The sequence below is a fragment of the Paraburkholderia sp. SARCC-3016 genome (assembly GCF_031119615.1).
Classification (GTDB): Bacteria; Pseudomonadota; Gammaproteobacteria; order Burkholderiales; family Burkholderiaceae; genus Paraburkholderia.
Genome location: NZ_JAVHZD010000027.1, coordinates 1 through 23,339, shown reverse-complemented (window position 1 = coordinate 23,339; position 23,339 = coordinate 1). Strand labels below are relative to the sequence as shown.

The window sequence follows — 23,339 nt, the reverse complement described above, 5'->3', positions numbered from 1 at the left end:
GCCGGCCCTTCGCGTAAAGCATGAAAGCGTTCCCGAAAAGCGGCGCCCGCGCTGCGCGTCTTCGCACGCGGTGACGATGCCGTCCTGGCGGTAAAGATTCGTGTGGAGCGTGCTACATGCTTGAGGTCTAGATGCCGTTGATCAGGTTGGCGAGGATATCCGCAGCGATCATGGCGGCCGCGTTGAGCGGTGCGGGCCTCTCGGCCGGCTTGAACACCGCGTCGCCGCGCCGGATCTTGCGGCGCGATACCGCGCAAGTGCCTGAAGTGTGTGCCGAGCGGCGGCGCCAACGCTGTTCCCCATAGTGGCATTTGCCGGGTTCGACCCAGCGGATTACCAGCGTGTTTTCGGAGCGCTCGAGAATCTCGATGCGCAAGCCGTTGGCACCGAGCAGTGGTACGCACTCTAACGTCGTCATGGTCGGCTCCGTAAATTCGGGTGTGCCCGAATGTAGTCCCGTCGGCGCGGCAGCGCCATTGTGCGGGCGTTGAAATACTGTTGCCTGATCCGAAATAATTGGGATGAAAGCTTTTGAAGTACGGCGAGATCGGCGTTTCCGACGTGTGGCGCCCGACCGAACGCATTCCCGCAACAAGCTTTTGTACCCCGTGCACAGCCTGCACAGGCCGATCGGCCGGGGATGTCCCCGTCCTTTAAGATGTGCAGACCGGAGGTCTGTGCGACACGCGCCGCGCTTCCCGCGCGCATGGCGAACAATCCTCGCCCCCCAATAACACATGAAGAGGCCATATGATTCCACGCCCACCCGCTGTTCCTCCGGGCCCCCCGCCGCGCGTATCGGCCGGCGCCGATATGGATAGCCGCCGCCGGATGCAGCGGGTCGCTTCGGCGGCGCTCTATACCGCGCTCGTGTTACTGGCGTTATGGGTGGTGCGCGATTTCATCCCGGCCGTCGCCTGGGCCTGCGTGATCGCGACCTCACTGTGGCCGCTGTTTCGCCGGATCGAGCGGCAGGCCGCGTTCAATGGCCGCACGACGGTCATCGCGACACTGCTGACGGTCCTCGTCGCGCTGCTTTTCGTGCTGCCGGCCGCCATCGGCATCGCGCAGGCCGCCGCGGAGGCGCATGACGTGACCGTCTGGCTGCACAACGTCGAGCAGAACGGTATCCCGATGCCGGACTTCGTGTCCCATCTGCCGTTCGGCTCCGAGCAGGTCATGAACTGGTGGACCGCGAATTTAGGACAGCCGTTGAAAGCCTCGCCGGCGATGAAAGGGCTGCACGGCAACGCAGTCGTCACGTTCGGCCGCCATTTTGGTGCACGGGCCGCGCACGCGCTCATGGTGTTCGGCTTCACGCTCGTTACGCTGTTCGTCATTTTCCAGGCAGGCCCGAGCCTTTCGGGTGCCGTGCTGAAAGGCATGCGCCGCGCGTTCGGCAACGAAAGCGCGCAGCTTGCCGAGCGGATGGCGAACGCCGTGCGCGGCACGGTGTCGGGGCTGGTCGTGGTCGGCATCGGAGAAGGCGTGCTGCTCGGCATCGCCTATGCGGTCACGGGCGTCGCACACGCGACGCTGCTCGGCGTCGTCACCGCGATCGCCGCGATGCTGCCGTTTTGCGCGCCGATCGTATTTTGTTGCGCGGGCTTGTGGCTTTTCCTGCAAGGCGGAACGGCCGGCGCGATCGGCGTCGTCGTGTTCGGCTTCGTGGTCGTGTTTATCGCCGAGCACTTCGTGCGGCCGGTGCTGATCGGCAGCTCGACGCGGCTGCCGTTTCTGCTCGTGCTGTTCGGGATACTGGGCGGCGCGGAAACGTTCGGGCTGCTCGGCGTTTTTATCGGGCCCGCCCTGATGACGGTGTTGATGGTGCTGTGGACGGATTTTGTCCGATAAGCTCCGATAAGGCGTTTCGTGCCGCCTACGCCTGCACGAGCGGTATCGGCGTGGTGCGGCGGCGCGCGTCATGCATCACGACGACTTGATGCATGACAGACCATATTTGAGCGCGGCGGGCAGCAGGGCGGACCACGTGTCCCAGTTGTGTCCGCCGCCAACGATCCGCAAGGCGGCCGGATTGCCCGCTTCGCGCAGATGCGTGTACAGCAGCGACGCTTCGGCCTGGATCACGACATCGTTGTCGCCGGCGGCGACAAACATCGGCAGCCGGTACGGCTGGCTCATGTAACGCGGCCACAGCGCCGGGTAGTTCAGCGCATGCCAGACATCGGCATCGAAGCGCTGCTCGCCGAACACCTGGACGCGGCGCGCGGCCGATTGCGGCGGCGGCTCGCCCGAATAAATGGCAGGGCTTAGCAGCAGCACGCCGCAAAAGCGATCGGGCTCGAGCATCGCGTAGCGCAACGCACCGAAGCCGCCCATCGATACGCCGCCGATCGCGCGCCCTTTGCGATCGTTCACGACCGCGTAGTGCGATTCGATGTGCGGCAGCAGTTCACCGAAGAACGCGGTTTCGATCTTCTCCTTGCGATCGACGTACCAGTCGGTACCGCCTTGCGGCATCACGATCACGACCGGCGGGATCTCCCTGCGCGCGACCAGCGCGTCGGCGGCTGTTTGCAGATGGCCTTCGGTAATCCAGCGATGTGCGTCGTCGCCGTTGCCGTGCAGCAGATAGAGCGCCGGGTAGCGCGGACCGTCGGCGCGATACCCGGGCGGCAGGTACACCACGTATGACCAGTCGCGCTGCAGCGCATTCGAACGGAACGAGTGGCTTTGTACCGTGCTCGCACCTGCGGCTCGCATGCCCGTGGCGACCGGCGCCGATGTTCCGGTCGGAGTAGCCGCTGCGTTGACGCGAGTGTCGACCGCGGCAGCGGCGTTCGCCGTCAGGGCGAGCGTGACGAAACTGCACAGGAATCCGATGGACGGTCGAAGGGGACGTCGAAACGTTCTGCGCATGAGCGATAAAGGCGGTGCGAGCGAAAGCAAAGGGGTTCGCGCTAGCTCGACGACGGGTTGCCGAGCTTCGGTGCGAAGACCCGCGAAATGGGCGCCGACGCTTTCGCCACCGCGATCAGCGCACCGATTGCGACTACGTCTGCCACGAGGCCGAGCGGCACGTTCAGATAACCCTCGGTTGCCTTGTACAACAGCGAATCGACGATGAGGGAGATCACAGTGCCCGCGACGAAGCATAGCAGCCCTTTGCGTCCGACCTGGCCGATCCACGGCAGCCGCTCTGCGAGCTGTTTCGTCCAGCCTGCGCGACCCATATGCGCGGCGAGCCAAGCGATCGCGAGAAAGTTCGATACGCGCAACCACGACAGATTCTGTTTGAGGCTGCCGTCCATCGGTGCGGTCTCGATGAACAGCTTGTAATACGCGCCTACCACGACGATTGTGATGGCGAGCGCGGTGACGAGCCAGCCGTCGCGATGCGAGCTCACACGTTCGTAGACGGGCTGGCAACGCACCAGCACGCCGAGCACGAACATCAACTGCCATGCGAACGGGTTGAAGTCCCATTGCGCGCCGTCGGCGATCGGCAGCATGCCGGCGACGGTTGGCGCGATCGCCCACAGCGCGATGCTGCCCGCGAGCAGCAGCCACGGCTTGCTGCGCGCGAGCGGCAGCACAGCCGGCACGGACAGCGCAAAGAACGCATACATCGGTAGCACCGACGCAAGATACGGCTGGCGCCGGAACAGCAGAAGATCGCCGAGCACGGGGGCCGGCGTGTCGAGCAGGTCGTCGAGATCGGTCATCGCGAGATTGGGCGCATCGATGCGCAGCGCGCTGAGCACGGCCGTGACGACGAGCATCAGCACCGCGGTGATCAGAAACGCGCGATACAACTCGAGCGCGCGCCGCAGGAAGCGTTGCCGCGCGACCGCTTCGGTGTGCCGCTCGGCAAGCGAGCGATACGCGGTTGCCGTTGCGAAGCCGCCGAGGAAGACGAACACCTCGGCGGCGTCGCATAACGCATACGCATGCAGCGTGAAGCGCGACACGATGCTGCCGCCGATGTGATCGACGACGATGACAAGCAGAACGAGTCCGCGGAAGAAGTCGAGTTCGATAAGGCGAGGGGTGGGTTTTGACATGGTGTACGGTCGATCGGCGGCCCCCAGAGAGACTGCAGGCCGATATCGCTGGTTCCTGTTTCGTGCGCTTTCGATTGTTCGAAAGTGTTTCGGCGCGTTACATGGCGTGCACCGCGATCGTGCGTCGATGCATTGCGTGACGATCGACATCGCTGACAAAAAAGAGATGAGCGTCTGGCGAAAACGGTTTGGAGTTTGGCCGAACTCGTACGCCGAGCGCTTCTACGATGGGCGGCTCTTCAAAGTCGAGGTTTTCAGTTTTTCCGCTAGTGTTAGCCGGTGCCGATGCACCGGTATGCGTCGATGCGACGGACACGCAAGCCGCGAAAAGCCGCTGAATATATTTTCATGTTGTGCAGGATATCGAAACGTGCGCGCGCAACGGCCCCGGGCCGCCGCGCAACGACGGCAGTGACGCTGGCAGCCGCCGCGCTCGTGCTGTGCGCGTGCACCGTCGCACCAGGCATGCGCATGGCGCGCGATGCCTCCACTTCATCGAACGGCGCTGTGCCGAACGGATCGACCGCCGCGGCGACGCGCGCCGATGCCGGCAGTGCGAGCGGCGTGCCGATTCGCGAAATCGATGCCGCGCTGCTCGCGCAGATGCGAGACGGCGCCGCGGGCGAGAGCGCGCCCGATCTGTTTTCTGCCGGCCGTCCGTACACGCTCGGCGTGGGCGATGTGCTGCAAATCACGGTATGGGACCACCCCGAACTGGCGGCCGCGCAGGGCTCGCAGACCCAGACACAGGTGCGTCCGGCCGATGCGCCCGCGGGTTTCGTCGTCGACGACTCCGGCTGCATCCAGTTTCCATACGCGGGCAGCGTGCGGGTCGCCGGATTGAAGGCCGACGAAGCGCGCGACCTGCTCGCGCGGCGGCTTGCCGACGTATTCCGCAATCCGCAGGTGACGGTGCGCGTTGCATCGTTTCGCTCGGCGCAGATCTATATCGACGGCGAAGTGCATGCGCCGGGCGTGCAGCCGATCAACGACATTCCGATGACGCTTTATGAAGCGGTCAGCCGCGCAGGCGGCTTCACGGCCAATGCGGATCAGAGCCGCATGGTGCTCGTGCGCGACGGCCGCTCGTACGCGGTGAATCTGTCGCAGCTTTTCGAGCAGCAGAAGAATCCGGCGAAGATCGTGCTGAAGGCGGGCGATATGCTGCGCGTCGTCTCTCGCGACGAAAACGGCGTCTACGTGATGGGTGAAATCAACCATCCGGCGACGGCAGTGCCGATGCGAAACGGCCGGCTCACGTTGAGCGACGCGGTCTCGCAGGCTGGTAGCCTGAACCAGACGAGCGCCGACGCGGCACAAATGTATGTGATCCGCGGTGCGCTGTCGGGCACCCCGAGCGTCTATCACCTCGACGCGCGTTCGCCGGTCGCGATGCTGCTTGCCAACCAGTTCGAACTGCAGCCGAAGGACGTCGTCTATGTCGACGCGACGGGTCTTGCGCGCTTTAGCCGTGTGCTGAACCAGTTGCTGCCGATGATCAACACAGGCCTCACGGCTGCGGTGGTGGGCAAATGAGCGGCGTTCTGATGGTGTGCACCGCGAACGTGTGCCGTAGCCCGGTCGCGCAGGTGCTGCTCGCGAGCCGCATGCCCGGCGTTGCGGTTGCATCGGCTGGTTTGTATGCATCCGATGGCCGCGGCGCCGACGCGCTCGCCGTGCAGCTGATGGGCAAGCGCGGCCTCGATCTTTCGGCGCATGCGGCTACGCTGCTCGCCGAACCGCATGTGCGCGATGCGCAACTGATCCTGACCATGACGCGCGAGCAGCGCGACGCGCTGATCGAAGCGTGGCCGCGCGCGCAAGGCAAGGTCTATCGCCTCGGCGACGCAGGCGGCTTCGATGTCGTCGACCCGTACCGGCGCGATCCATTCATCTTCGAGCTGGCGATCGCACAGATCGAGCAAGGGCTCACCGACTGGCAACCCGCCATCGGCCAACTGTGCCGCTGATTCAATGCCTACGCAAACCCATTACGTTTCGGACGCGCACAGCGCGCCCGATGAAGTCGATCTGTCGATGGTCGCGGCGGTCGTTCGCGAGAACGCCGTGCTGATTGCGCTGATCACGGCGCTGACGCTGCTGCTCGGCGTCGCCTACGCGTTGATCGCGACACCGAAGTATCGCGCCGACGCGATCGTGCAGGTCGACGACAGCACGAGCCTCGTCAACGACAAGCTTGGCGATCTCGCCGCGCTGTTCGACGGCAAGGCGACGACCGAAGCCGAGATCGAGCTGATCCGCTCGCGGCAGGTGGTCGACTACGCGGTGCGCATGCTGCATCTGGATATCGATGTGCAGCCGCGCTATTTCCCGATCGTCGGCGAGTGGCTTGCGCGCCGTGCGACGCCCGGTCAGCCCGGCACGCCCGTGTTCGGTCTCGCGCGTTTCGCGTGGGGCGGCGAAGTGCTGAACGTCACGCAGTTCGACGTGCCGCCGCGCCTGTATGACCAGCGCTTCACGCTGCGCGTGGGTGCCGGCCGCACGTTCTCGCTGATCGACCCGGATGGTCTAGTCGTGGCGAAGGGCGAGACCGGGATCGGCGTCGATGGACAGACGAAGGACGGGCCGCTGCGCCTCTACGTCGACAGCTTCGTCGCGCGCGAAGGTACCGAGTTCACGCTCGCGCGTGCCTCGCGGCAACTGACTACCGAAGCGCTGCAAGCCGCGCTCGACGTCAAGGAGAAAGCGCGGCAGTCCGGCGTGATCTCGATCGTGCTCGAAGGCAAAAACAGCGAGCGTACCGCGCAGACCGTCAACACGATCGCGCAGCGTTACGTGCAGCGCAACGTCGATCTGAAGTCGGGCCAGGCGCAACAGATGCTCGATTTCCTCGATCTTCAGTTGCCGCGCCTGCGCGCGGATCTCGACCGCGCGGAGCAGCGTTACAACGCATTCCGCAATCAGCATGGCACCGTCGATCTTGCCGAGGAGACGCGACTGTTGCTGCGCGCGATTGTCGATGGCAAGGAAAAGATGCTTGCGCTCCAGCAGCAGCGCGACGAACTGGCGCCGCGCTTCGCGCCCGGCCATCCGTCGCTCGCCGCGATCGACGCGCAGCTCGCGGGCTTGCGCCGCGAGCAGGACAGGCTCGAGCAGCAGGTGAAGAAGCTGCCCGACACGCAGCAGGTTGCGCTCGGCCTGCAGCGCGATGTCGAAGTGAACACGCAGCTCTACACGAAGCTGATGGACAGCGCGCAGCAACTGCGTGTGCTGCGTGCGGGGCAACAGGGCAACGCACGCATCGTCGACTATGCCGTGACCGCCGAAAAGCCGGTCAAGCCGCGCAAGGCGCTCGTGATCGGCGCGGCGGCGCTCATCGGTCTCGTGCTCGGCGTGAGCGCGGCGTTCGTGCGGCGTTCGCTGACGCGGGGGCTCGAGCATACGTTCGATATCGAGCAGGTGTCGGGCGTACCGGTCTATGCATCGATTTCGCACAGTGCGCGCCAGGCCAAATTGCAGCGCATGCGGCGCGGCACGCGCGGCGCGTCGGCGGTGCTTGCGGTCAGTGCGCCGCAAGACGTCGCGGTCGAAGGCGTGCGCAGCCTGCGCACCGCGCTGCAGTTCCGCATGGGCGCCGGTGCGATCAACAACGTCGTGATGGTCACCGGCCCGCGGCCCGGCGTGGGCAAATCGTTCCTGTCGGTGAATCTGGCCGCGGTGCTCGCCGCGGCGGGCAAGCACGTTCTGCTCATCGATGCGGATCTGCGGCGCGGCAGTATCGAATCGTATGTCGATGTCGCGCGCGTGCCGGGTCTCGCCGATCTTCTCGGCGGCGCTGCGCCCGGCAGCGTGGTTCAGCGCGGCGTGCTGCCCGGGCTCGACGTGCTGTCGCGCGGCACGAGCACGGCGACGCCGGCCGAGCTTCTGATGGGCGAGCGCTTTGCCGAGGCGATCGGACAGTTTTCTCGCGCGTACGACGTCGTGATCGTCGATACGCCGCCCGTGCTCGCCGTGACCGATTCGATGCTGATCGGCAAGCACGCGGGCACCACGTTGCTTGCGATGCGGCACGGCCGTCATTCGGGCGCGGAGTTGCGTCACACGATGCGTCTGCTGGGCAGCGCGGGCGTCGCGGTCAGCGGCATCGTGCTCTGCGATGTGCCGCAACGCGCGAGCACCTATGGCGGCTTTTCGCCGTACGAGAGCGTGACGCAATGAACGGATTGTCGATGCAGATGAACGGCGCAGTGGAATGCGCGTTGAATTGCGCGGTGGAGCGGATATGAACAAGAGAGTGTTGCTGGCCTTCGGCACGCGGCCCGAAGCGATCAAGATGGCGCCGCTCGTCAGGCGGCTTGCGGGAACGGACGGTGTCGACTGCTTCGTTTGCGTGACTGGACAGCATCGCGAGATGCTCGACCAGGCGCTCGAACTATTCCGCATTCGCACGCACTTCGACCTCAATGTGATGAAACGCGGCCAGGATCTGTACGACGTCACCGCGTCGATCATGCATGGCATGCGCGACGTGATTCGCGACTGCCGTCCGGACCTCGTACTCGTGCACGGCGATACGACGACGACGCTCGCGTCCTCGCTGGCGTCGTTCTATCAGCGCGTGCCGGTCGGGCACGTCGAAGCGGGGCTGCGTACCGGAGACCTGCTGTCGCCATGGCCCGAGGAAGCGAACCGCAAGCTGACCGGCGCGCTCGCGGCGCTGCATTTCGCGCCGACCGAACGGGCGCGGCAAAACCTGCTCGCGGAGGGCATAGACGATGCGCGCATCGTCGTGACCGGCAATACCGTGATCGATGCGCTGCTCGAGGTGCGCGCGCTGCTTGCGCGCGAGCCCGCGATCGCCGCTGCCGCCGACGCTCATCTGCCGTGCCTCGCGCCTGGCCGGCGCACGCTCGTCGTCACGGGACACCGGCGCGAGAGCTTCGGCGCGGGCTTCGAGCGGATCTGCGCGGCGCTCGCGCGCATCGCGCGTGCGCGGCCCGACGTCGACATCGTTTACCCGGTTCATCTGAACCCCGCCGTTCGCGAACCGGTGAACCGCCTGCTCGGCGGAATGGCGAACGTGCATTTGATCGAGCCGCTGCAGTACCTGCCGTTCGTACGGCTGATGGATCGCGCGGAGCTGATCCTGACCGATTCGGGTGGCGTGCAGGAAGAAGCGCCGTCGCTCGGCAAACCGGTGCTCGTGATGCGCGATACGACGGAGCGCCAGGAAGCGGTCGACGCCGGCGTCGTCAGGCTCGTCGGTACCGACGAAGCGGCGATCGTCGCGGGCACGCTTGCGCTGCTCGACGATCCGCGCGCGTGTGCGGCGATGGCGCGTATCGCGAACCCGTATGGCGACGGGCACGCCGCGGCTCGCATCGTCGATGCGCTGCAGGCCGTCTGGCGAAGGGACGCCAGCCTTTGCACGGTGTAACCGCTCACCGCTCGCACACGTTCAACGCTTACGCCGGCCGTCATGGCCAATCACGAAGGTCAAACACGAAAGGTATCGTATGGAATTCGAAACAATTTCCGTAGTCGGACTCGGCTACATTGGTCTGCCCACGGCCGCCGCATTTGCGGCGAGACGCAAACGCGTGATCGGCGTCGATGTGAGCCAGCACGCGGTCGATACGATCAACCGCGGCGCGATTCATATCGTCGAGCCCGAACTCGACATGCTCGTGCATGCCGTTGTGTCGCAGGGATTCCTGCGTGCGACGATCGCACCGGAGCCGGCCGACGCGTTTCTGATCGCGGTGCCGACGCCGTTCGCGGAAGGGCATAAGCCCGATCTCGCGTATATCGAGGCGGCGACCCGTGCGATCGCGCCGGTCCTGAAGAAGGGCGATCTCGTCGTGCTCGAATCGACGTCGCCGGTCGGCGCAACGGAGCTCGTCGCACGCTGGATGGCAGAGATGCGGCCGGACCTCAGTTTTCCGCAGCAAGCCGGCGAAGCGTCCGACATTCGCGTCGCGCATTGTCCGGAGCGTGTGCTGCCGGGACATGTGATTCGCGAGCTCGTCGAAAACGATCGCGTGATCGGCGGGATGACGCGGCGTTGCGGCGAAGCGGCGCGTGCTCTGTACCAGATCTTCGTGACCGGCAACTGTATCCTGACCGATGCGCGTACGGCCGAGATGTGCAAACTGACCGAGAACGCGTTCCGCGACGTGAACATTGCATTCGCCAATGAGCTCTCGCTGATTTGCGAACAGCTCGATATCAACGTGTGGGAGCTGATTCGCCTCGCGAACCGGCATCCGCGCGTGAATATCCTGCAGCCGGGGCCCGGCGTCGGCGGGCACTGCATTGCTGTCGATCCGTGGTTCATCGTCGATTCGGCGCCGGATACGGCGCGCCTGATCCGCACGGCGCGAATCGTGAACGACGACAAGCCGCACCATGTGCTCGACCGCATCGAGCGCGCGACCGCGCGCTTCAAGGAACCCGTCATTGCGTGCCTCGGGCTCGCCTTCAAGGCCGATATCGACGATCTGCGCGAAAGCCCCGCGCTCGGTATCGTGCGCGCACTTTCGGAACGCGGCATCGGGCGCGTGCTGGCTGTCGAGCCCAACGTCGCGGTGCTGCCGCCGTCGCTCGTCGGCAAGGCCGAACTGTGGGCGCTGCACGATGCGATCGCGGTGGCCGACGTGATCGTGATTCTCGTCGATCACACGCCGTTCAAGCGGATCGATCCGGTCCGCCTGCAGGCGAAAGTCGTCATCGATACGCGCGGGTTGCTGTCGCATGAGTGACGCAACGCGCAGCGCAGGGCGCGCCGGGAATGCCGCAGCGCATTCCGGCGCGCGTGTGAGCCGCAACGTCGCGATCATGATCGTGTCGTTCGCGGTGAACTACCTCGCGTCGTTCGCGACATTTCCGTATTTGACGCGCATGCTCGGTCCCGAGAAGTTCGGCGTACTGGCGTACGGCATGGCGCTCGCGGCGTACGGCACGTTGCTGACGGAATGGGGCTTCGGGCTGACCGGCCCGAAAGCGGTCGTCGAACGGGTCGGGCGCACGGCCGCCCTCAATGAACTGATCTGGTCCGTGACGACGGCAAAGGCGTGCTTATGCCTCGTGTCGTTCGCGGCGCTGGCTCTGCTGTTCGCGTTTACGCCGCACGATCCGACGTCTCGTGACGTGATTCTGCTGTCGTGGCTCGGCGTCTTCGGCAATGTATTCACGCTCTACTGGTTTTTCCAGGGAACCGAGCGCTTCGGTCTGATCGCGGCGATGGTGGCGATCAATCGCGGCGTCACGCTGCCGCTGACTTTCTGGCTCGTCCATGGGCCGCAGGACGTGGCGCTTGCCGCGGCGATCCAGGCAGCCGGGCCCGTAGTGGCCGCACTGCTGTCGGTCGTGATCGCATGGCGCTTCGGTGTGCTGCGCGCGCCGCAGTCGTCGTGGGGCGCGGTCCGCCGGCAAATTGCCGAAGCGGCCGACGCGTTCGTTGCGAACGCGTCGGTAAGCCTGTTCGGCGCGGCCAACACGATTCTGCTGAAGTCTTCGGCCGGGGTGTATCAGGCTGGCCTCTACGCGGCGGCAGACAAATTGCGCACGGTCGGCAATCTCGTTCCCGCGCAGCTATGCGCCGTGCTCTATCCACGCATCGCCGCATTGTTCGCGCGCGATCGCGCATCGGCCGCCCGGCTGACCGTGCTCGGTGCGGTCATAACGCTGGCCATCTCGGCTCTGTGCGCGGCATTGTTTATCGGCTGGGCCGAACCGCTCGCGCATTTCGTGCTTGGCGGCGAATTCAGCGGTGCGGCTCCGGTTCTCGCCTTGTTGTGCGGGTCGATGGTGTTCGGCAATCTCGCCTATTTCCTGGGGCTTCAGGTGCTGTTGCCGTTCGGGGCGGGCCGTAGCCGGTCGCGCCTGATTCTCGCCACGGGCCTGCTCAATGTGGCGGTCGCCTTTGCACTCGTGCCGCGTCACGGCGCGCAAGGCGCGGCCGCTGCGTTTCTGCTCGCGCAAGCCGTGCTGCTTGCGCTTTATCTATGGTCGATTTTCGCCGACAGCCAGCGTCGCGTGTATCTGACCGGCTGGTGGAGACATCGATGAATGCACCGATGCACGTCGCGCCCGTGACAAACCCGCGGCGCTCGATACGTGTGCTGCACGTCGGTCCCGGCCGGGGGCAGCGCGGCGGCATCGCGTCCGCGCTTACCGAACTCGGTTCGCAGCGTGCGCGTTTTGCGAATGCGGCGGTGGAGCTGTCGTTCTTCGAAACGCGCGGCTTCAAGAGTTTCGCAGCGCTTGCCGCGTTTGTATTCGTCGATTTGCCGCGCTTTACGTTCGGTGCGCTGCGGCATGCCGACATCGTGCATTTTCATGTGTCCGTACACGGATCGTTCTATCGCAAGCTGATGCTGTGGACGCTTGCGAAGCTGCGCGCCAAGAAGACGATTTTCCATTTGCATGCGGGCAACTTTCTGCCGTTTGCGACGCAATCCGGCCCGATCACGCGTAAGGCCATCGGGTGGTTTCTGCGCAATGCCAACGCGTCCGTGGCGGTGTCCAGTCCGATTGCCGACGAAATGCGGCGGCTCGGTGCGGTGCGTCGCACGCTGCGCGTGATCGGCAATTCCGCGCACGACGCGGAGACGGCGGGCCGCGAGCATATGGCCTGCCGCGAGACGCAGGACGCCGCGCTGTCGCAGCCCTATATCGCCTTTGCCGGCCGGCTGACCGAACAGAAGGGCATCGACGACCTGCTGACCGCGATCGCGCTGCTTGCGGGCGACGGCTACTACGTGCCCGCGTGCTTCGCCGGCGGCGGCGACATCGCGCGCTGGGAACGGCTCGCACGCGACTATCGCATCGACGACCGGGTGCGGTTCGTCGGCTGGCTCGAAGGCGATGAGAAGCTCGCGTTCTATCGTGGCGCACGCGCGTTCTGCATGCCGAGCCACTACGAAGCGTTCGGCATTGCGACGCTCGAGGCGATGTTTTCGTCTGTGCCGGTTATCGGTACGCGCGTCGGCGGCTTTCTCGATCTGATCGAAGACGGTGTGTCCGGCTTTCTTGTCGAGCCGTCCGATCCGCACGCGCTCGCGTTGCGCCTGAGACTGCTGATGGGCGATGCCGACAGAGCCATATCGATGGGGCGCGCGGCGTTCTTACGCGCGCAACAGCACTATTCTTGCGCAGCCGTTGTCGAGCGCTACATCGATTGCTATCGAACGGTAAGCGCAACCGCGCGCACCGAGCGAGGTAGATCGTGACGAAGAGCCGCTGGTGCCTGCGTGTTGCATGTGTAGTGTGCATGGCCGCCGCGTTCGCGGCGTCGGCGCCTGCTCGCACAGCGGAGGTCGATGTGCCCGCCCGCATGAACTCGACCATATACACGACGCTGTATGAAATCGACTGGCAGCGCGGTCTCGACCCGCGAGCCGGTGTCCAGGCGAACCCGGGCGGCATCGAGCTCGTTAGCGATCCTGCCGATGCGGCCCGTTCTGCGAATGCCGCACGCAAGGTGCTGCGCGCGCATATCGATCGCGGCGAGCGCTATGCAGGCATCGCGAACGGCGTGCCGCGCGCGGAACTGCTGTTTCCGGCGCCCGTGCGCTTTCAGCAGAACCGCGACTATCTGATTCGCTGGAGCACATGGCTGCCGGCGGACTTTGCCTTCGATTCGCGTCAGCTGATGATCATCGCGCAGGTCAACCAGGGCAAATGGACCGGCGCACCGACGCTTGCCCTCGCGCTGCTCGGGGAGCGCTACGCACTGTCGGTGCATGGCGGCGCGAAGCACGACACGGTCTCCGCGGGTAAATGGCTGTGTTGCGCAAACGCCGACCGCGGGCGCTGGGTGCATTGGGCCATCCATTACGTGCCGGACGAAACGGGACAGCATGCGCTCACCGAACTCTATAAGGACGGCGTGCAGGTGTTTGCCGCGCACGGCGCGCCGAATGCGTATCCGGGCGTCAACGATGCCTATCTGAAACTCGGGCTCTATAAACGGAAGTGGGACATGGCGCCCTCCGACGTCGACACGAGCACTGTCTTATACGGCCCGCTATCCGTCTCTATCGCCGTCTCCGTCGCGCGGCGCTGATTGCTCCGCATCTCATTGCTCTGTGACGAGTCGCTCGAACTGTTCGAGCGGCATTGTCGATCTTGCCGTCATTGTTTATGAAACGTATCGAACTCTTCGGTTGCCGGATGGACGCCGCGACAATGGACGAAACCGTCGAATGGATCGGGCAGCGGATTGCCGCGAGGCAGTTTACGCAGCATGTCGTCGTCAACGTCGCAAAGCTTGTCCATATGCAAAACGATGCACGGCTCGCGGAGTCGGTGCGTGCATGCGATATCGTCAATATCGACGGAATGGGCGTCGTATGGGGCGCGCGGCTGCTTGGACAGGACGTGCCCGAACGCGTTGCAGGCGTCGATCTGTTCGACCGGCTACTCGCGCATGCGGCAATGCGCGGTTATCCGGTGTTTCTGCTCGGCGGCACCCGGAGCGTCGTCGAGCGCGCGGCGCAGGCTTGCATCGGGCGTCACGCGGGACTCGATATCGCCGGTCATCACCACGGCTACTTCTGGGACGATGAAGAAGCCGTGGTGAGAGCGATCCGAGCATCGCGCGCACGCCTTCTATTCGTGGCGATCACCTCGCCGAAGAAGGAAAACTTTATCAACCGCTGGAAGAACGAACTGGGCGTCGATTTCGTGATGGGTGTCGGCGGCACGTTCGATGTGATCGCGGGAAAAGTGAAGCGCGCGCCGCGCTGGATGCAGCGTTGCGGCCTCGAGTGGCTATTTCGTGTCGTGCAGGAGCCACGTCGGATGTGGCGTCGCTATCTCGGCACGAATAGCCGGTTCGCGCTGATGCTCGGCAGGGCGTGGCTCGCTACGCGGCGCGGATAAGCGGAGCAGGGTAGATGGAACGTTGGCTGAATGCGTCCGCGAACCCGGCGCGCCGCCTCGCGTTGCGACATATGAACCCGTGGACACTCGTGCTGTGCGTCTATATTGCGTACAACCTGCCGGGGCTGATCGACATGCCGTGGTCGATCAGGAACGCATACGACAAGAGCCTGTGCTGGGATCTGTTCGGCATCGGATTGCTCGGGCTCGTGCTCGGATATGCGGTGTCGGGCATCGCTTCGTCGGGCCGCGCGGTCTTGCGCGCGAGACCGTTGCAGCCTCGCACGTCGAAGCAGCTGACCTGCGTATTCTTCGCGCTGTTTGCGGGCTGCGTGGTGTTCGAAATTCTCGCGAATCGCGGTATTCCTCTGCTCATGGGCGAATCGCGGTTCGGCAATTCCGCGCTCGTCTCGAACCTTGCGCCGTTGTACGGTTTCTGGCTCATGATTCGCACGATCTCGGACATCGAAAGCGCACGCAAGGTCGATCTCGTGCAGCCTGTCGTCTACATCGCGGGCATTCTTCTGCTCGGTTACCGCTCGCCTGTGCTCGCGTTCGTCACGGTCTGCTACGTTTATTACGCGATTTTCAGGGTGTCGGGGCGCAAGGCCGCGATACTGAGCCTGATCGCCGCATGCGCGTTGCTCGGCTTTGCCGCGACGCTAGCCTTTTTTCGCGTGGCGCAAAGCTACGATGTCGAACGCTTTTTCACCAATATCGATTTCCGCTTTATCGGCGAGCACCGCTATCTGTTGCCGTTCGTGCCTGCGCTGTCGATGTTCGATGCGAGTCAGAACACGATTGCCACGCTGGGCAGTTCGATGCACGACCATCTGTATGGCGGCCTGCTGCTCAGTAACTTCGAAACGTTTTTGCCCGGCAAGCATTGGGGCGCACGCAATATCGTCGGCGATCTGGTCGGCGCGCGGTGGATTGCCGGGCGTCCGATGAGCATCACGCCGACGCTGCAAGGCGCGCTCTTCGTCGACTTCGGATATGTCGGCGTGTTCGCCGGTTTCTTCGGTATGGCATTCGGCGTCGCGCGGCTTCATGCGTATGCGTTGCGATGCGGGGTGCTGGCGCGTTTCGGCTTCTGCTATCTGCTGACGCTCGTGCTGATGTCGATTCACTCGGGCTACTGGGACGTCAACTTCGTATTCTTTTTGCTGTTCCTTATCGCGATCAGGATCTTCGATCATCTGAAATCGCTGTCCTGCCGTTCGTCGTGAATTCGTTCGTGAGTGACCTATGATCTACGTCTTTCGCTTGTCCCGTTTGTTGTACCGGCTGCGTGTGCCTTGCTTGCCGTGGCTGCTCAAGGTGCTCAACCGGATGCTCTTTTCCGTTACGCTGCCGCCGTCGGTCGAGGTCGGGCGCAACGTGACGTTTGGTTATCAGGGCCTCGGGATTGTCGTGCATCGGCACGCCGCGATCGGCAGCAATGTGATCGTCGCGCCGAATGTCGTGATTGGCGGACGCGGCGGGCGGCCCGGCGCGCCCGTTATCGAGGATGACGTGCTGATCGGCGCTGGCGCCTGCGTACTCGGACCGGTAACGATTGGCCGCGGCGCGCGCATCGGCGCGAATGCGGTGGTGATGGTAGACGTGCCGGCCGGTGCGACTGCGGTGGGTGTGCCGGCGCGCATCGTGCGCGAATAACGGCGCCGGGGCACGCGGGCGGCATGGCATCAATACGCGTTGCTGCCCACAAATCCCTTCAGGACCGTCAGCCAGACGATCTTCAGATCCAGCCCCATCGTCCAGTGCTGGATATAGTGAATATCGAACATCACGCGCGCCGCCATCTTCTCCACGCGTTCCGTCTCCCCCCGATACCCGTTGACCTGCGCCCATCCGGTAATGCCCGGCTTGATCCGATACCGGTACATATAGTCCTGCACGAGATTCTTGTAATACTCGTCGTGCTCGACCGCATGCGGCCGCGGTCCCACCACCGACATCTCGCCCTTCAGCACGTTGATGAACTGCGGCAACTCATCGAGGCTCGTGCTGCGCAGAAAGCGGCCGACGCGCGTGATGCGCGCGTCGTTGCGGCTCGCCTGTTTCACCGTGCCGGGCCGGTCGGCGTCCTGATACATCGTGCGGAACTTGTAGATCGAAAATACCTCGCCGTTCATGCCCTTGCGGCTTTGCCGGAAGAACACCGGCCCCGGCGACGAGCATTTCACGGCCAGCGCGATCAGCGCCAGCACCGGCGCGAGCCCCAGCAGCGCGCATAGCGCGAAGAGCCGGTCGAAGATCGCCTTGGGCAGCACGCGCAGGCCGCGTTCCGGCGACGCAATCACGTTGAGCACGGGCACGCCGAGGCAATCGACGATGGCCGGTTCGGGCAGCAGGCGCCCCTCGAGTGCGGGCACGATGCGGATATTGACGAAGTCGTCGCGAAACGCGTCGACGATCTGTTCGACGCACGCCGGTTCGTCTCGCGCATCGACAATCCACAGTTCGCCGATGCGATGCGCACGCACCAGTTGCGCAAACGATTCGAGCTGGCACACGGTCGGAATGTCCGCCACGAGCGTGTCGCGTTCCAGCGCCGTATCGAAGATCAGTTCCGGCGTGTACGCGGTGTCCTGATTGGTTGCGAGCCGTGTAGCAATCGCGCGGCCATGTTCGGCCCGAGCGACGATCGCGACCGGCGTTCGTCCGTAGCCGCGGCTGCGCAGCGCGCGAAGCAGGGTGTACAGCGTATAGCGATGGAGCAGCATCAGTGCGGCACTGAAGGCCGTCCAGCCGAGAATCCAGTCCATACGTTGCGCCGCGCCCGGGTAAGCGCTTGAAATCAGCGCGATCGCAAGTTGCGCGGCGAGCCAGCCGCACATTGCGCGCGCGGTGGACCGTGCCGCCGCGCCGTTGCTGTCGGACGACCGGTAGACGCCGATCAGATGGAACGCGAGCAGCGCCAGCAGGACGCCAAGCAAGCCGAACAGATCGTCGAGATGCGAAGTGGTCGCATCGCTGTAAGTGCACGAAGGCGCGAACAGCGCGCCGGCGACGATCATCAACAGATCGCCGACTTGTAAAGCGAGTGAAAACATGGGACGCGAAGCCAAAAGCGTTCAGAAGCGAAGAAGGGGGCGATGTGACCGGATCGTAGCGAGATGCCGCGACAGCAGGTCATGAGTGTCCACAGGCAGTCGTCGCAGGCGCTGGACGTACGAGGTCAGGCTGCAAGCCGCGCGGCGTCCGCGCTCAAGACGGATCGTGACGTGCGCGGCTGCGGTATTCGGTCGGCGACAGCTGGACGACTTGCCGGAACAGCCGCGCGAGGCATTCGCCGCTTGTCAGGCCGCAGCGGCGTGCAATCTTGTCGACGGGCAGATCGCTCTGCGCGAGCAGGCTCGACGCGAGTTCGACGCGTGTGCGGCGCAGATGCTCGGAGGGCTTGATGCCCATCTCCGCGCGAAAATGCCGCAGATACGAGCGCTCGCTCATGCCGGCGTGCTGCGCGGCCGTCGTGATCGAAATACGCTTGTCGCAGTTGCGCGCGATCCACTGCGCGCTGTCGCGGATTTTCTGCCTGATCGGTTCATGGCTATCCAGCGCGATGGAGACGGGCTTCGGCAGGCTTGTCCACGACAACTGCGCGGCCACGACGCGCGCGGCGTCGGCGCCGAGATCGCGCCGCACGGTGTCGAGCGCCACCTCGATGGCCGGCACGATCGACGCGTCGCGAACGGCGTCGGCATGTTGCGCGCGGGCGGCGCGCAGGATCGCGTTGCCTTCGCCGATCGCGCCGACCGTTCCGGCGGCTGCGCTGGCCTCGCGCAGCCATGCGAGCAGCCGCGAGTCGCCGGCAGCCTGGCTCGCGCCGTCGCCGCCGGCCACGAACAACGCGCGAAAGCCGCGGTGCCGCGCCGCATGTTCAGGAAGCTTCTGCGTGAGAACGGCGATGCGCAGCGAGCAGGTCACATGTTCGCCGCTTGCCGAAAGGTAGGTGGTTTTGTAGCGTGGCGCCGATGCGCCGGCGTCGAGCCGGTTGGCCTTTTCGAAGACATCGGCGACTTCCGCCGCCTGCAACAACGAGAATTGATCGAACAGCACAATGCCGATCGTATACGGCGCGGTGCCTGGAGGCCGTCGGGACGGCGTAAAAGCATAGTCGATCGAACTCATCTTCGGTGCATCTCCACGTGACAACGGATCCGCTGGTCAAGCCGCACGCATTTTCATGTGGCTTGTCGGCGGGCGGCCCGCGGGTCTTGCTGCGCGCAACTCGTTCCCCAGCGTCGAGGGGGGAAGCATAGAGAGCATGACGCGGAGGGAATATAGGACCACTCCGATTTGGTGCTGAGAAAAGTCCGGGCCTTGCGATAACTTGACGGGAGTCAATGTTCGAGGCGCTTTTCGCGGCGGCAAACGCAGGCCTCCGACGTCGCGATTCTTTCGAAACATGAACGAACTTGCGGTAGTTGCGGCACTTTCCACGCTCGCTGCGGATTGCGCGGATGCGCAGCGCCGGTGCTCGCTACCGGGTGCGCCAGGTGTGCCTGCATCAGTTGCCTTTTCATGTGCGTCGATTATTCGCGCCGACCTTTTGCGGATATGCGGCACCGAGCAATTCAGCCATCCAGTCGATAACGATGCGCACGCGCGGCGCGAGGTGACGTTGCTGCGGAAACACGATCGACGCAGGCAACGGCGGCGCCTTCCAGTCCTGCAGCACCTCGATCAGCTGACCGGACGCAACGAGCGGTTCGATGCTCGCACGCGGCGCCTGGATGAGGCCGAGTCCGGCAAGGCAGCAGCCCAGATACGCGTGTGCGCTGTTGACCGACACCGAACTGCGCATCGTGATCGTGCGCAGCTCGCCGTCTTCTTCGAACTCCCAATCGAGGTCGCGGCCCGTGCGATTCGAAAAGAAACCGACGGCGACGTGGTCCGCGAGATCGTCGGGTGAACGCGGCACGCTGTGTTTCTCGAGGTAGGCGGGGGACGCGCAATGAAACTGCTGGAATTCGCCGACGCGCCGCGCGACGAGCGACTGATCGCGCAACGTGCCGACGCGCAGTGCGCAATCGATGCCGTCGTCGATCAGATCGACCATGCGATCGGTTGCGGACAGCACGATGCGGATATCGGGGTAGCGCGCAAAGAAATCGGGCAGCGCCGGAATAACCGTATGCAGCGCAAGCCGTTCGGGCATGTCCACGCGTACTGCGCCACGCGGGCCCGCGGACGCGTCGGCGAAGAGCGACTCGGCATCGTCGATATCGGCGAGTGCCTGCGTGCAGCGCGCGTGGTAAAGCGCGCCTTCGGCCGTCAGCGCGACCCGGCGCGTCGTGCGCTGCAGCAGACGTACGCGCAGATGCGCTTCCAGATATTGAATCGCATTGCTGACGGTTGGGCGCGGCAATTGCAGCTGTTCAGCCGCCTTCGTGAAGCTGCCAAGTTGCGCAACGCGCACGAACACTCTCATTGCCTGCAAGTGATCCATTCGGGCCTCCTGATCTGCGGTGATTTACCGCGTGCGTGGCTTCGTCGACCGGCTAAGGGCTGCGGCCGCGCGCGCGACATTCGATTGTTAGCGCATTTCGACCAGTCTGGTCGAAGTCGGCGCGTTTATCGCCGACCGTACGGAATGCAGAATTTGCGTGATCGACACGTCCCGCCATTTTTCGGAGCACCTGATGAACAACCGTCGCCTGGGCCGGCAAGGCCCGCAAGTATCCGCTATCGGCCTTGGCTGCATGGGCATGTCCGATTTGTACGGCCCCGCCGATCGCGCCGAAAGCATCGCAACGCTGCACGCTGCGCTCGATTCCGGCATCGCGCTGCTCGACACCGGCGACTTCTACGGCATGGGCGACAACGAGATGCTGATTCGCGATGCGCTGCGCGGACGCCAGCGTGAAAACGTCGTGATCAGCGTGAAGTTCGGCGCGCTGCGCGATCCGGCCGGCAACTGGCTCGGCAACGACGCACGGCCCGCGTCGGTACGCAATTTCCTCAGCTATTCGCTAAGGCGCCTCGGCACGGACTATATCGACATTTACCGTCCGGCGCGACTCGATCCGTCCGTACCCGTCGAGGATACCGTCGGCGCGATCGCGGATCTGATCAAACAGGGGTATGTGCGGCACGTCGGTCTGTCCGAAGTCGGCGACGAGAAGCTGCGCCGTGCGCACAAGGTCGCGCCGGTCAGCGATCTGCAGATCGAATACTCGCTGATGTCGCGCGGCATCGAGCGCGGCATCCTGCAGACTTGCCGCGAACTCGGCATCGGCGTGACGGCGTACGGCGTGCTGTCGCGCGGGCTGTTGAGCGGCAGCTGGTCGAAAGAACGCAAGCTCGAGCGCGATTTTCGCGGCATCAGCCCGCGCTTCCAGGGTGAGAATCTCGAACGCAATCTGAAGCTCGTCGACAAGCTGCGTGAAGTCGCCGCGGCCCACGGCCGCAACCCGGCACAACTGGCGCTCGCCTGGGTGCTCACGCGCGGCGACGACATCGTGCCGCTCATCGGCGCGCGCCGCCGTCCGCAACTGCACGATGCACTCGCCGCGCTCGAGGTGCGGCTCAGTGCGGACGAACTCGCGCAGATCGAAGCGGCGGTGCCGGCCGAAGCCGTCGCGGGCGCGCGTTACAACGAGATCGGCATGAAGCATCTCGACAGCGAACAGCATCATGCCGACCATTGAATGACGTGCCGCGCGATGAGCGCGTCAACGTCGATGCGAGCCAAACGTCACGCCGGAAAACGGGCATCAACGCCGGCGGGCATGCGTGCATGCCGGCCGCCTGCTTTTTAGGCAAATTCTTCCGCTTTAACGGTTACAGGCGCAGCGTGAAGCGGCTTCGTCCTCCCTCCGTTCATCTTCGACAGCGCTGGTTCTCCCCGCGCTCGACGATGACGATAGCGTCGTCCCGCTAACCCCTATTTCGCGCGCCAACCCGCTTGCCGCTTAAGTTTCGCGGCGATCTGCCGATACAAAAAACAAGGCCGCGGTGCACTCGTGCCGAAGCATGCGATCGCATATTCGCGTGCGCGGCATGCCGCGCGCTCGAATACAGCTGTTAAACAGTTGTATCGAAGTGTTGGGGAGCACCTGTTTGTTAGTGTGCTGCCTTTACAATTCTGCTTGAATTTTAATCGCCTATCTGGCCCTATTGACGAAGGATCGCTGCACTTGAGCCGCGGCTTCGTCAAATACGGCTGAACGTCGATGGTCACGCTGGCAACGCCGCGGACGTCGCGTCAGCCGACGAACATGGAGCAAAAGATGTCGAATCGTTGTTTCGACAGGAGTAGTGGCAGGCGTGCCGGCCACCGTGGCTTGAGCGGCGTTGGGGGCATTTGTGGCCTGGCCGGGCTGGCGTTTGCCGTCGCGCTCTCCGGTTGTGTGAATGTTCAGCAGCAGGGCGCCGGCGCGGATGTCGCGGCATCAGGCGCACCGGTCGCGTCCGCACCGGTCGCCGCGGCGCCGGCCGCCGCGGCATCCGGCGTTGCAGTCGTTGCGCAGAATGCTGCGGCGCACGCAACGGAATCGAAGGCGACGCCGCCGCCCGCCGTCGTCAAGCCCGCAACATATAGGGTGCGGCGCGGCGATACGCTCAAACGGATTGCGCAGAAGCACAACGTCACCGTTAAACAGTTGGCCGCGTGGAATCGCATCAAGGTGTCGGCGCGCGTGAAACCGGGGCAGACGCTCGTTGTTTCGTCGCCTGAAGCGGCGCGCAACGCTACCGCGGCTGCCGCTTCCGCTCCAGCCTCGAGTTCTTCAGCGTCGATTGCAAGCAGCACGCCGCCGGCCGCCGATGCGGCTTCCGCGGGCGCGCCGCAGCAGTCGCAGCAGTCGTCCGCCGCGAGCGCCGAGCCGCCGACGCCCGAGGAAGTGCACCAGGTCACTGCGGCACTCGCGCGTCATGCGAATGGCGTCGCGCTTGCATGGCCTGCGCAAGGTAACGTCGTCGAGCAGTTCCAGCCTGGGGAAACGCGCGGTATCGAAATCGGCGGCAAGCCCGGCGACCCGGTACGCGCAGCCGCCGACGGCAAGGTGATGTACGCAGGCACGGGTCTGAACGAATACGGCAGCCTGATTATCGTCCAGCACAACAAGGACTTTCTGACGGCCTACTCGCATAATCGCAAGCTGCTTGTGAAGACCGGCGACGTCGTGCGCCAGGGGCAGCAGATTGCGGAGATGGGCAGCGAAAACAACTCGCGCGTGTCGGTCGGATTCGAACTGCGGCGCGACGGCAAGCCGATCGATCCGATGCCTTATCTGCCGCATAACCGCGGTTGACGGCCGGCATCGAATGCCGACCGCCGTAACGCCGCTGCGTGCAAACGCAGCGGCTCCGCTTGATGACCGCTTGACGACCGCTTGATGACGGCTTCATGCCCGCTTCACGGGCGCTTCCCGATCGGCACGAACTTCAAATTCTCAGGCCCCGTGTAATTCGCGCTCGGCCGGATGATCTTGTTGTCGATGCGCTGCTCGATGA

20 protein-coding genes are annotated in these 23,339 nt (G+C 64.5%); 14 read left to right on the top strand and 6 right to left on the bottom strand.

The window, feature by feature from the left end; genetic code table 11:
- Positions 1-127 precede the first annotated feature (127 nt).
- A complete protein-coding gene (locus QYH69_RS25025) occupies positions 128-418 on the bottom strand; it encodes a DUF3331 domain-containing protein (protein WP_075160686.1) in 291 nt (96 codons plus the stop codon).
- Positions 419-750: 332 nt separating this feature from the next.
- On the opposite strand from QYH69_RS25025, the gene QYH69_RS25020 reads away from it, so the two are divergent.
- Positions 751-1,854, top strand: a complete 1,104-nt coding sequence (locus QYH69_RS25020) for an AI-2E family transporter (RefSeq protein WP_308834419.1) — start codon at positions 751-753, stop codon at positions 1,852-1,854.
- A gap of 75 nt (positions 1,855-1,929) precedes the next feature.
- Here QYH69_RS25020 and QYH69_RS25015 read toward each other — a convergent pair whose 3' ends face one another.
- Both QYH69_RS25015 and QYH69_RS25010 read right to left on the bottom strand, forming a co-directional pair.
- Positions 1,930-2,724, bottom strand: coding sequence for an alpha/beta hydrolase-fold protein (locus QYH69_RS25015; RefSeq protein ID WP_308834418.1), 795 nt, complete (start codon positions 2,722-2,724; stop codon positions 1,930-1,932).
- Between the two features lie 197 nt (positions 2,725-2,921).
- Positions 2,922-4,025: an OpgC domain-containing protein gene (locus QYH69_RS25010; protein WP_308834417.1), complete on the bottom strand. Its 1,104-nt coding sequence runs from the start codon at positions 4,023-4,025 to the stop codon at positions 2,922-2,924.
- Between the two features lie 348 nt (positions 4,026-4,373).
- On the opposite strand from QYH69_RS25010, the gene QYH69_RS25005 reads away from it, so the two are divergent.
- The 11 genes from QYH69_RS25005 (at position 4,374) to QYH69_RS24955 (ending at position 16,532) form a co-directional block, all read left to right on the top strand.
- Positions 4,374-5,561, top strand: a complete 1,188-nt coding sequence (locus QYH69_RS25005) for a polysaccharide biosynthesis/export family protein (RefSeq protein ID WP_374992496.1) — start codon at positions 4,374-4,376, stop codon at positions 5,559-5,561.
- Positions 5,558-5,995, top strand: coding sequence for a low molecular weight phosphotyrosine protein phosphatase (locus QYH69_RS25000; RefSeq protein ID WP_308834416.1), 438 nt, complete (start codon positions 5,558-5,560; stop codon positions 5,993-5,995). The genes QYH69_RS25005 and QYH69_RS25000 overlap by 4 nt, the downstream gene beginning before the upstream one ends.
- A 4-nt stretch (positions 5,996-5,999) precedes the next feature.
- Positions 6,000-8,204, top strand: coding sequence for a polysaccharide biosynthesis tyrosine autokinase (locus QYH69_RS24995; RefSeq protein ID WP_308834415.1), 2,205 nt, complete (start codon positions 6,000-6,002; stop codon positions 8,202-8,204).
- A gap of 64 nt (positions 8,205-8,268) precedes the next feature.
- The gene (wecB, locus tag QYH69_RS24990; protein WP_308834414.1) at positions 8,269-9,423 is read left to right on the top strand and encodes a non-hydrolyzing UDP-N-acetylglucosamine 2-epimerase; all 1,155 of its coding nucleotides are present in this window, start codon (positions 8,269-8,271) and stop codon (positions 9,421-9,423) included.
- 79 nt (positions 9,424-9,502) lie between these two features.
- Positions 9,503-10,747, top strand: a complete 1,245-nt coding sequence (wecC, locus tag QYH69_RS24985; protein ID WP_308834413.1) for a UDP-N-acetyl-D-mannosamine dehydrogenase — start codon at positions 9,503-9,505, stop codon at positions 10,745-10,747.
- Positions 10,740-12,056, top strand: a complete 1,317-nt coding sequence (locus QYH69_RS24980) for a flippase (protein WP_308834412.1) — start codon at positions 10,740-10,742, stop codon at positions 12,054-12,056. The genes wecC and QYH69_RS24980 overlap by 8 nt, the downstream gene beginning before the upstream one ends.
- The gene (locus QYH69_RS24975; protein ID WP_308834411.1) at positions 12,053-13,219 is read left to right on the top strand and encodes a glycosyltransferase family 4 protein; all 1,167 of its coding nucleotides are present in this window, start codon (positions 12,053-12,055) and stop codon (positions 13,217-13,219) included. The genes QYH69_RS24980 and QYH69_RS24975 overlap by 4 nt, the downstream gene beginning before the upstream one ends.
- A gap of 104 nt (positions 13,220-13,323) precedes the next feature.
- Entirely contained in the window at positions 13,324-14,055 is a 732-nt protein-coding gene (locus QYH69_RS24970) for a heparin lyase I family protein (RefSeq protein WP_308834410.1), read from the top strand.
- A 77-nt stretch (positions 14,056-14,132) separates the two neighbouring features.
- On the top strand, positions 14,133-14,873 hold the full coding sequence (locus tag QYH69_RS24965; protein ID WP_374992495.1) for a WecB/TagA/CpsF family glycosyltransferase: 741 nt from the start codon (positions 14,133-14,135) through the stop codon (positions 14,871-14,873).
- Positions 14,874-14,887: 14 nt separating this feature from the next.
- The gene (locus QYH69_RS24960; protein ID WP_308834408.1) at positions 14,888-16,102 is read left to right on the top strand and encodes a hypothetical protein; all 1,215 of its coding nucleotides are present in this window, start codon (positions 14,888-14,890) and stop codon (positions 16,100-16,102) included.
- A 19-nt stretch (positions 16,103-16,121) separates the two neighbouring features.
- Complete coding sequence (locus tag QYH69_RS24955; RefSeq protein ID WP_308834407.1) at positions 16,122-16,532, top strand: DapH/DapD/GlmU-related protein; 411 nt, start codon at positions 16,122-16,124, stop codon at positions 16,530-16,532.
- A gap of 29 nt (positions 16,533-16,561) precedes the next feature.
- Here the strand turns inward: QYH69_RS24955 and QYH69_RS24950 are convergent, their stop codons facing one another.
- From QYH69_RS24950 to QYH69_RS24940, 3 genes are all read right to left on the bottom strand, one after another.
- Complete coding sequence (locus tag QYH69_RS24950; RefSeq protein ID WP_308834406.1) at positions 16,562-17,932, bottom strand: undecaprenyl-phosphate glucose phosphotransferase; 1,371 nt, start codon at positions 17,930-17,932, stop codon at positions 16,562-16,564.
- A 154-nt stretch (positions 17,933-18,086) separates the two neighbouring features.
- Positions 18,087-19,010, bottom strand: a complete 924-nt coding sequence (locus QYH69_RS24945; protein ID WP_308834405.1) for a helix-turn-helix domain-containing protein — start codon at positions 19,008-19,010, stop codon at positions 18,087-18,089.
- Positions 19,011-19,401: 391 nt separating this feature from the next.
- Complete coding sequence (locus QYH69_RS24940; protein ID WP_308834404.1) at positions 19,402-20,331, bottom strand: LysR family transcriptional regulator; 930 nt, start codon at positions 20,329-20,331, stop codon at positions 19,402-19,404.
- Between the two features lie 193 nt (positions 20,332-20,524).
- On the opposite strand from QYH69_RS24940, the gene QYH69_RS24935 reads away from it, so the two are divergent.
- On the top strand, positions 20,525-21,532 hold the full coding sequence (locus QYH69_RS24935) for an aldo/keto reductase (RefSeq protein WP_308834403.1): 1,008 nt from the start codon (positions 20,525-20,527) through the stop codon (positions 21,530-21,532).
- A 582-nt stretch (positions 21,533-22,114) separates the two neighbouring features.
- Positions 22,115-23,137 carry a peptidoglycan DD-metalloendopeptidase family protein gene (locus QYH69_RS24930; protein ID WP_308834402.1) on the top strand — a complete coding sequence of 341 codons (1,023 nt, stop codon included), beginning with the start codon at positions 22,115-22,117 and terminating at the stop codon, positions 23,135-23,137.
- Positions 23,138-23,339: the final 202 nt, after the last annotated feature.

What these genes read in the sequence shown, in the direction of transcription:
- wecC (WP_308834413.1), top strand. Translation starts at nt 9,503, where the DNA reads ATGGAATTCGAAACAATTTCCGTAGTCGGACTCGGCTACATTGGTCTG.
- QYH69_RS25015 (WP_308834418.1), bottom strand. Translation starts at nt 2,724, where the DNA reads ATGCGAGCCGCAGGTGCGAGCACGGTACAAAGCCACTCGTTCCGTTCG.
- QYH69_RS24970 (WP_308834410.1), top strand. Translation starts at nt 13,324, where the DNA reads ATGAACTCGACCATATACACGACGCTGTATGAAATCGACTGGCAGCGC.
- QYH69_RS24980 (WP_308834412.1), top strand. Translation starts at nt 10,740, where the DNA reads ATGAGTGACGCAACGCGCAGCGCAGGGCGCGCCGGGAATGCCGCAGCG.
- QYH69_RS25000 (WP_308834416.1), top strand. Translation starts at nt 5,558, where the DNA reads ATGAGCGGCGTTCTGATGGTGTGCACCGCGAACGTGTGCCGTAGCCCG.
- QYH69_RS24935 (WP_308834403.1), top strand. Translation starts at nt 20,525, where the DNA reads ATGAACAACCGTCGCCTGGGCCGGCAAGGCCCGCAAGTATCCGCTATC.
- QYH69_RS24950 (WP_308834406.1), bottom strand. Translation starts at nt 17,932, where the DNA reads ATGTTTTCACTCGCTTTACAAGTCGGCGATCTGTTGATGATCGTCGCC.
- QYH69_RS25025 (WP_075160686.1), bottom strand. Translation starts at nt 418, where the DNA reads ATGACGACGTTAGAGTGCGTACCACTGCTCGGTGCCAACGGCTTGCGC.
- QYH69_RS24975 (WP_308834411.1), top strand. Translation starts at nt 12,053, where the DNA reads ATGAATGCACCGATGCACGTCGCGCCCGTGACAAACCCGCGGCGCTCG.
- wecB (WP_308834414.1), top strand. Translation starts at nt 8,269, where the DNA reads ATGAACAAGAGAGTGTTGCTGGCCTTCGGCACGCGGCCCGAAGCGATC.
- QYH69_RS24945 (WP_308834405.1), bottom strand. Translation starts at nt 19,010, where the DNA reads ATGAGTTCGATCGACTATGCTTTTACGCCGTCCCGACGGCCTCCAGGC.
- QYH69_RS25010 (WP_308834417.1), bottom strand. Translation starts at nt 4,025, where the DNA reads ATGTCAAAACCCACCCCTCGCCTTATCGAACTCGACTTCTTCCGCGGA.
- QYH69_RS25005 (WP_374992496.1), top strand. Translation starts at nt 4,374, where the DNA reads ATGTTGTGCAGGATATCGAAACGTGCGCGCGCAACGGCCCCGGGCCGC.
- QYH69_RS24930 (WP_308834402.1), top strand. Translation starts at nt 22,115, where the DNA reads ATGTCGAATCGTTGTTTCGACAGGAGTAGTGGCAGGCGTGCCGGCCAC.
- QYH69_RS24940 (WP_308834404.1), bottom strand. Translation starts at nt 20,331, where the DNA reads ATGGATCACTTGCAGGCAATGAGAGTGTTCGTGCGCGTTGCGCAACTT.
- QYH69_RS24955 (WP_308834407.1), top strand. Translation starts at nt 16,122, where the DNA reads ATGATCTACGTCTTTCGCTTGTCCCGTTTGTTGTACCGGCTGCGTGTG.
- QYH69_RS24995 (WP_308834415.1), top strand. Translation starts at nt 6,000, where the DNA reads ATGCCTACGCAAACCCATTACGTTTCGGACGCGCACAGCGCGCCCGAT.
- QYH69_RS24960 (WP_308834408.1), top strand. Translation starts at nt 14,888, where the DNA reads ATGGAACGTTGGCTGAATGCGTCCGCGAACCCGGCGCGCCGCCTCGCG.
- QYH69_RS24965 (WP_374992495.1), top strand. Translation starts at nt 14,133, where the DNA reads ATGAAACGTATCGAACTCTTCGGTTGCCGGATGGACGCCGCGACAATG.
- QYH69_RS25020 (WP_308834419.1), top strand. Translation starts at nt 751, where the DNA reads ATGATTCCACGCCCACCCGCTGTTCCTCCGGGCCCCCCGCCGCGCGTA.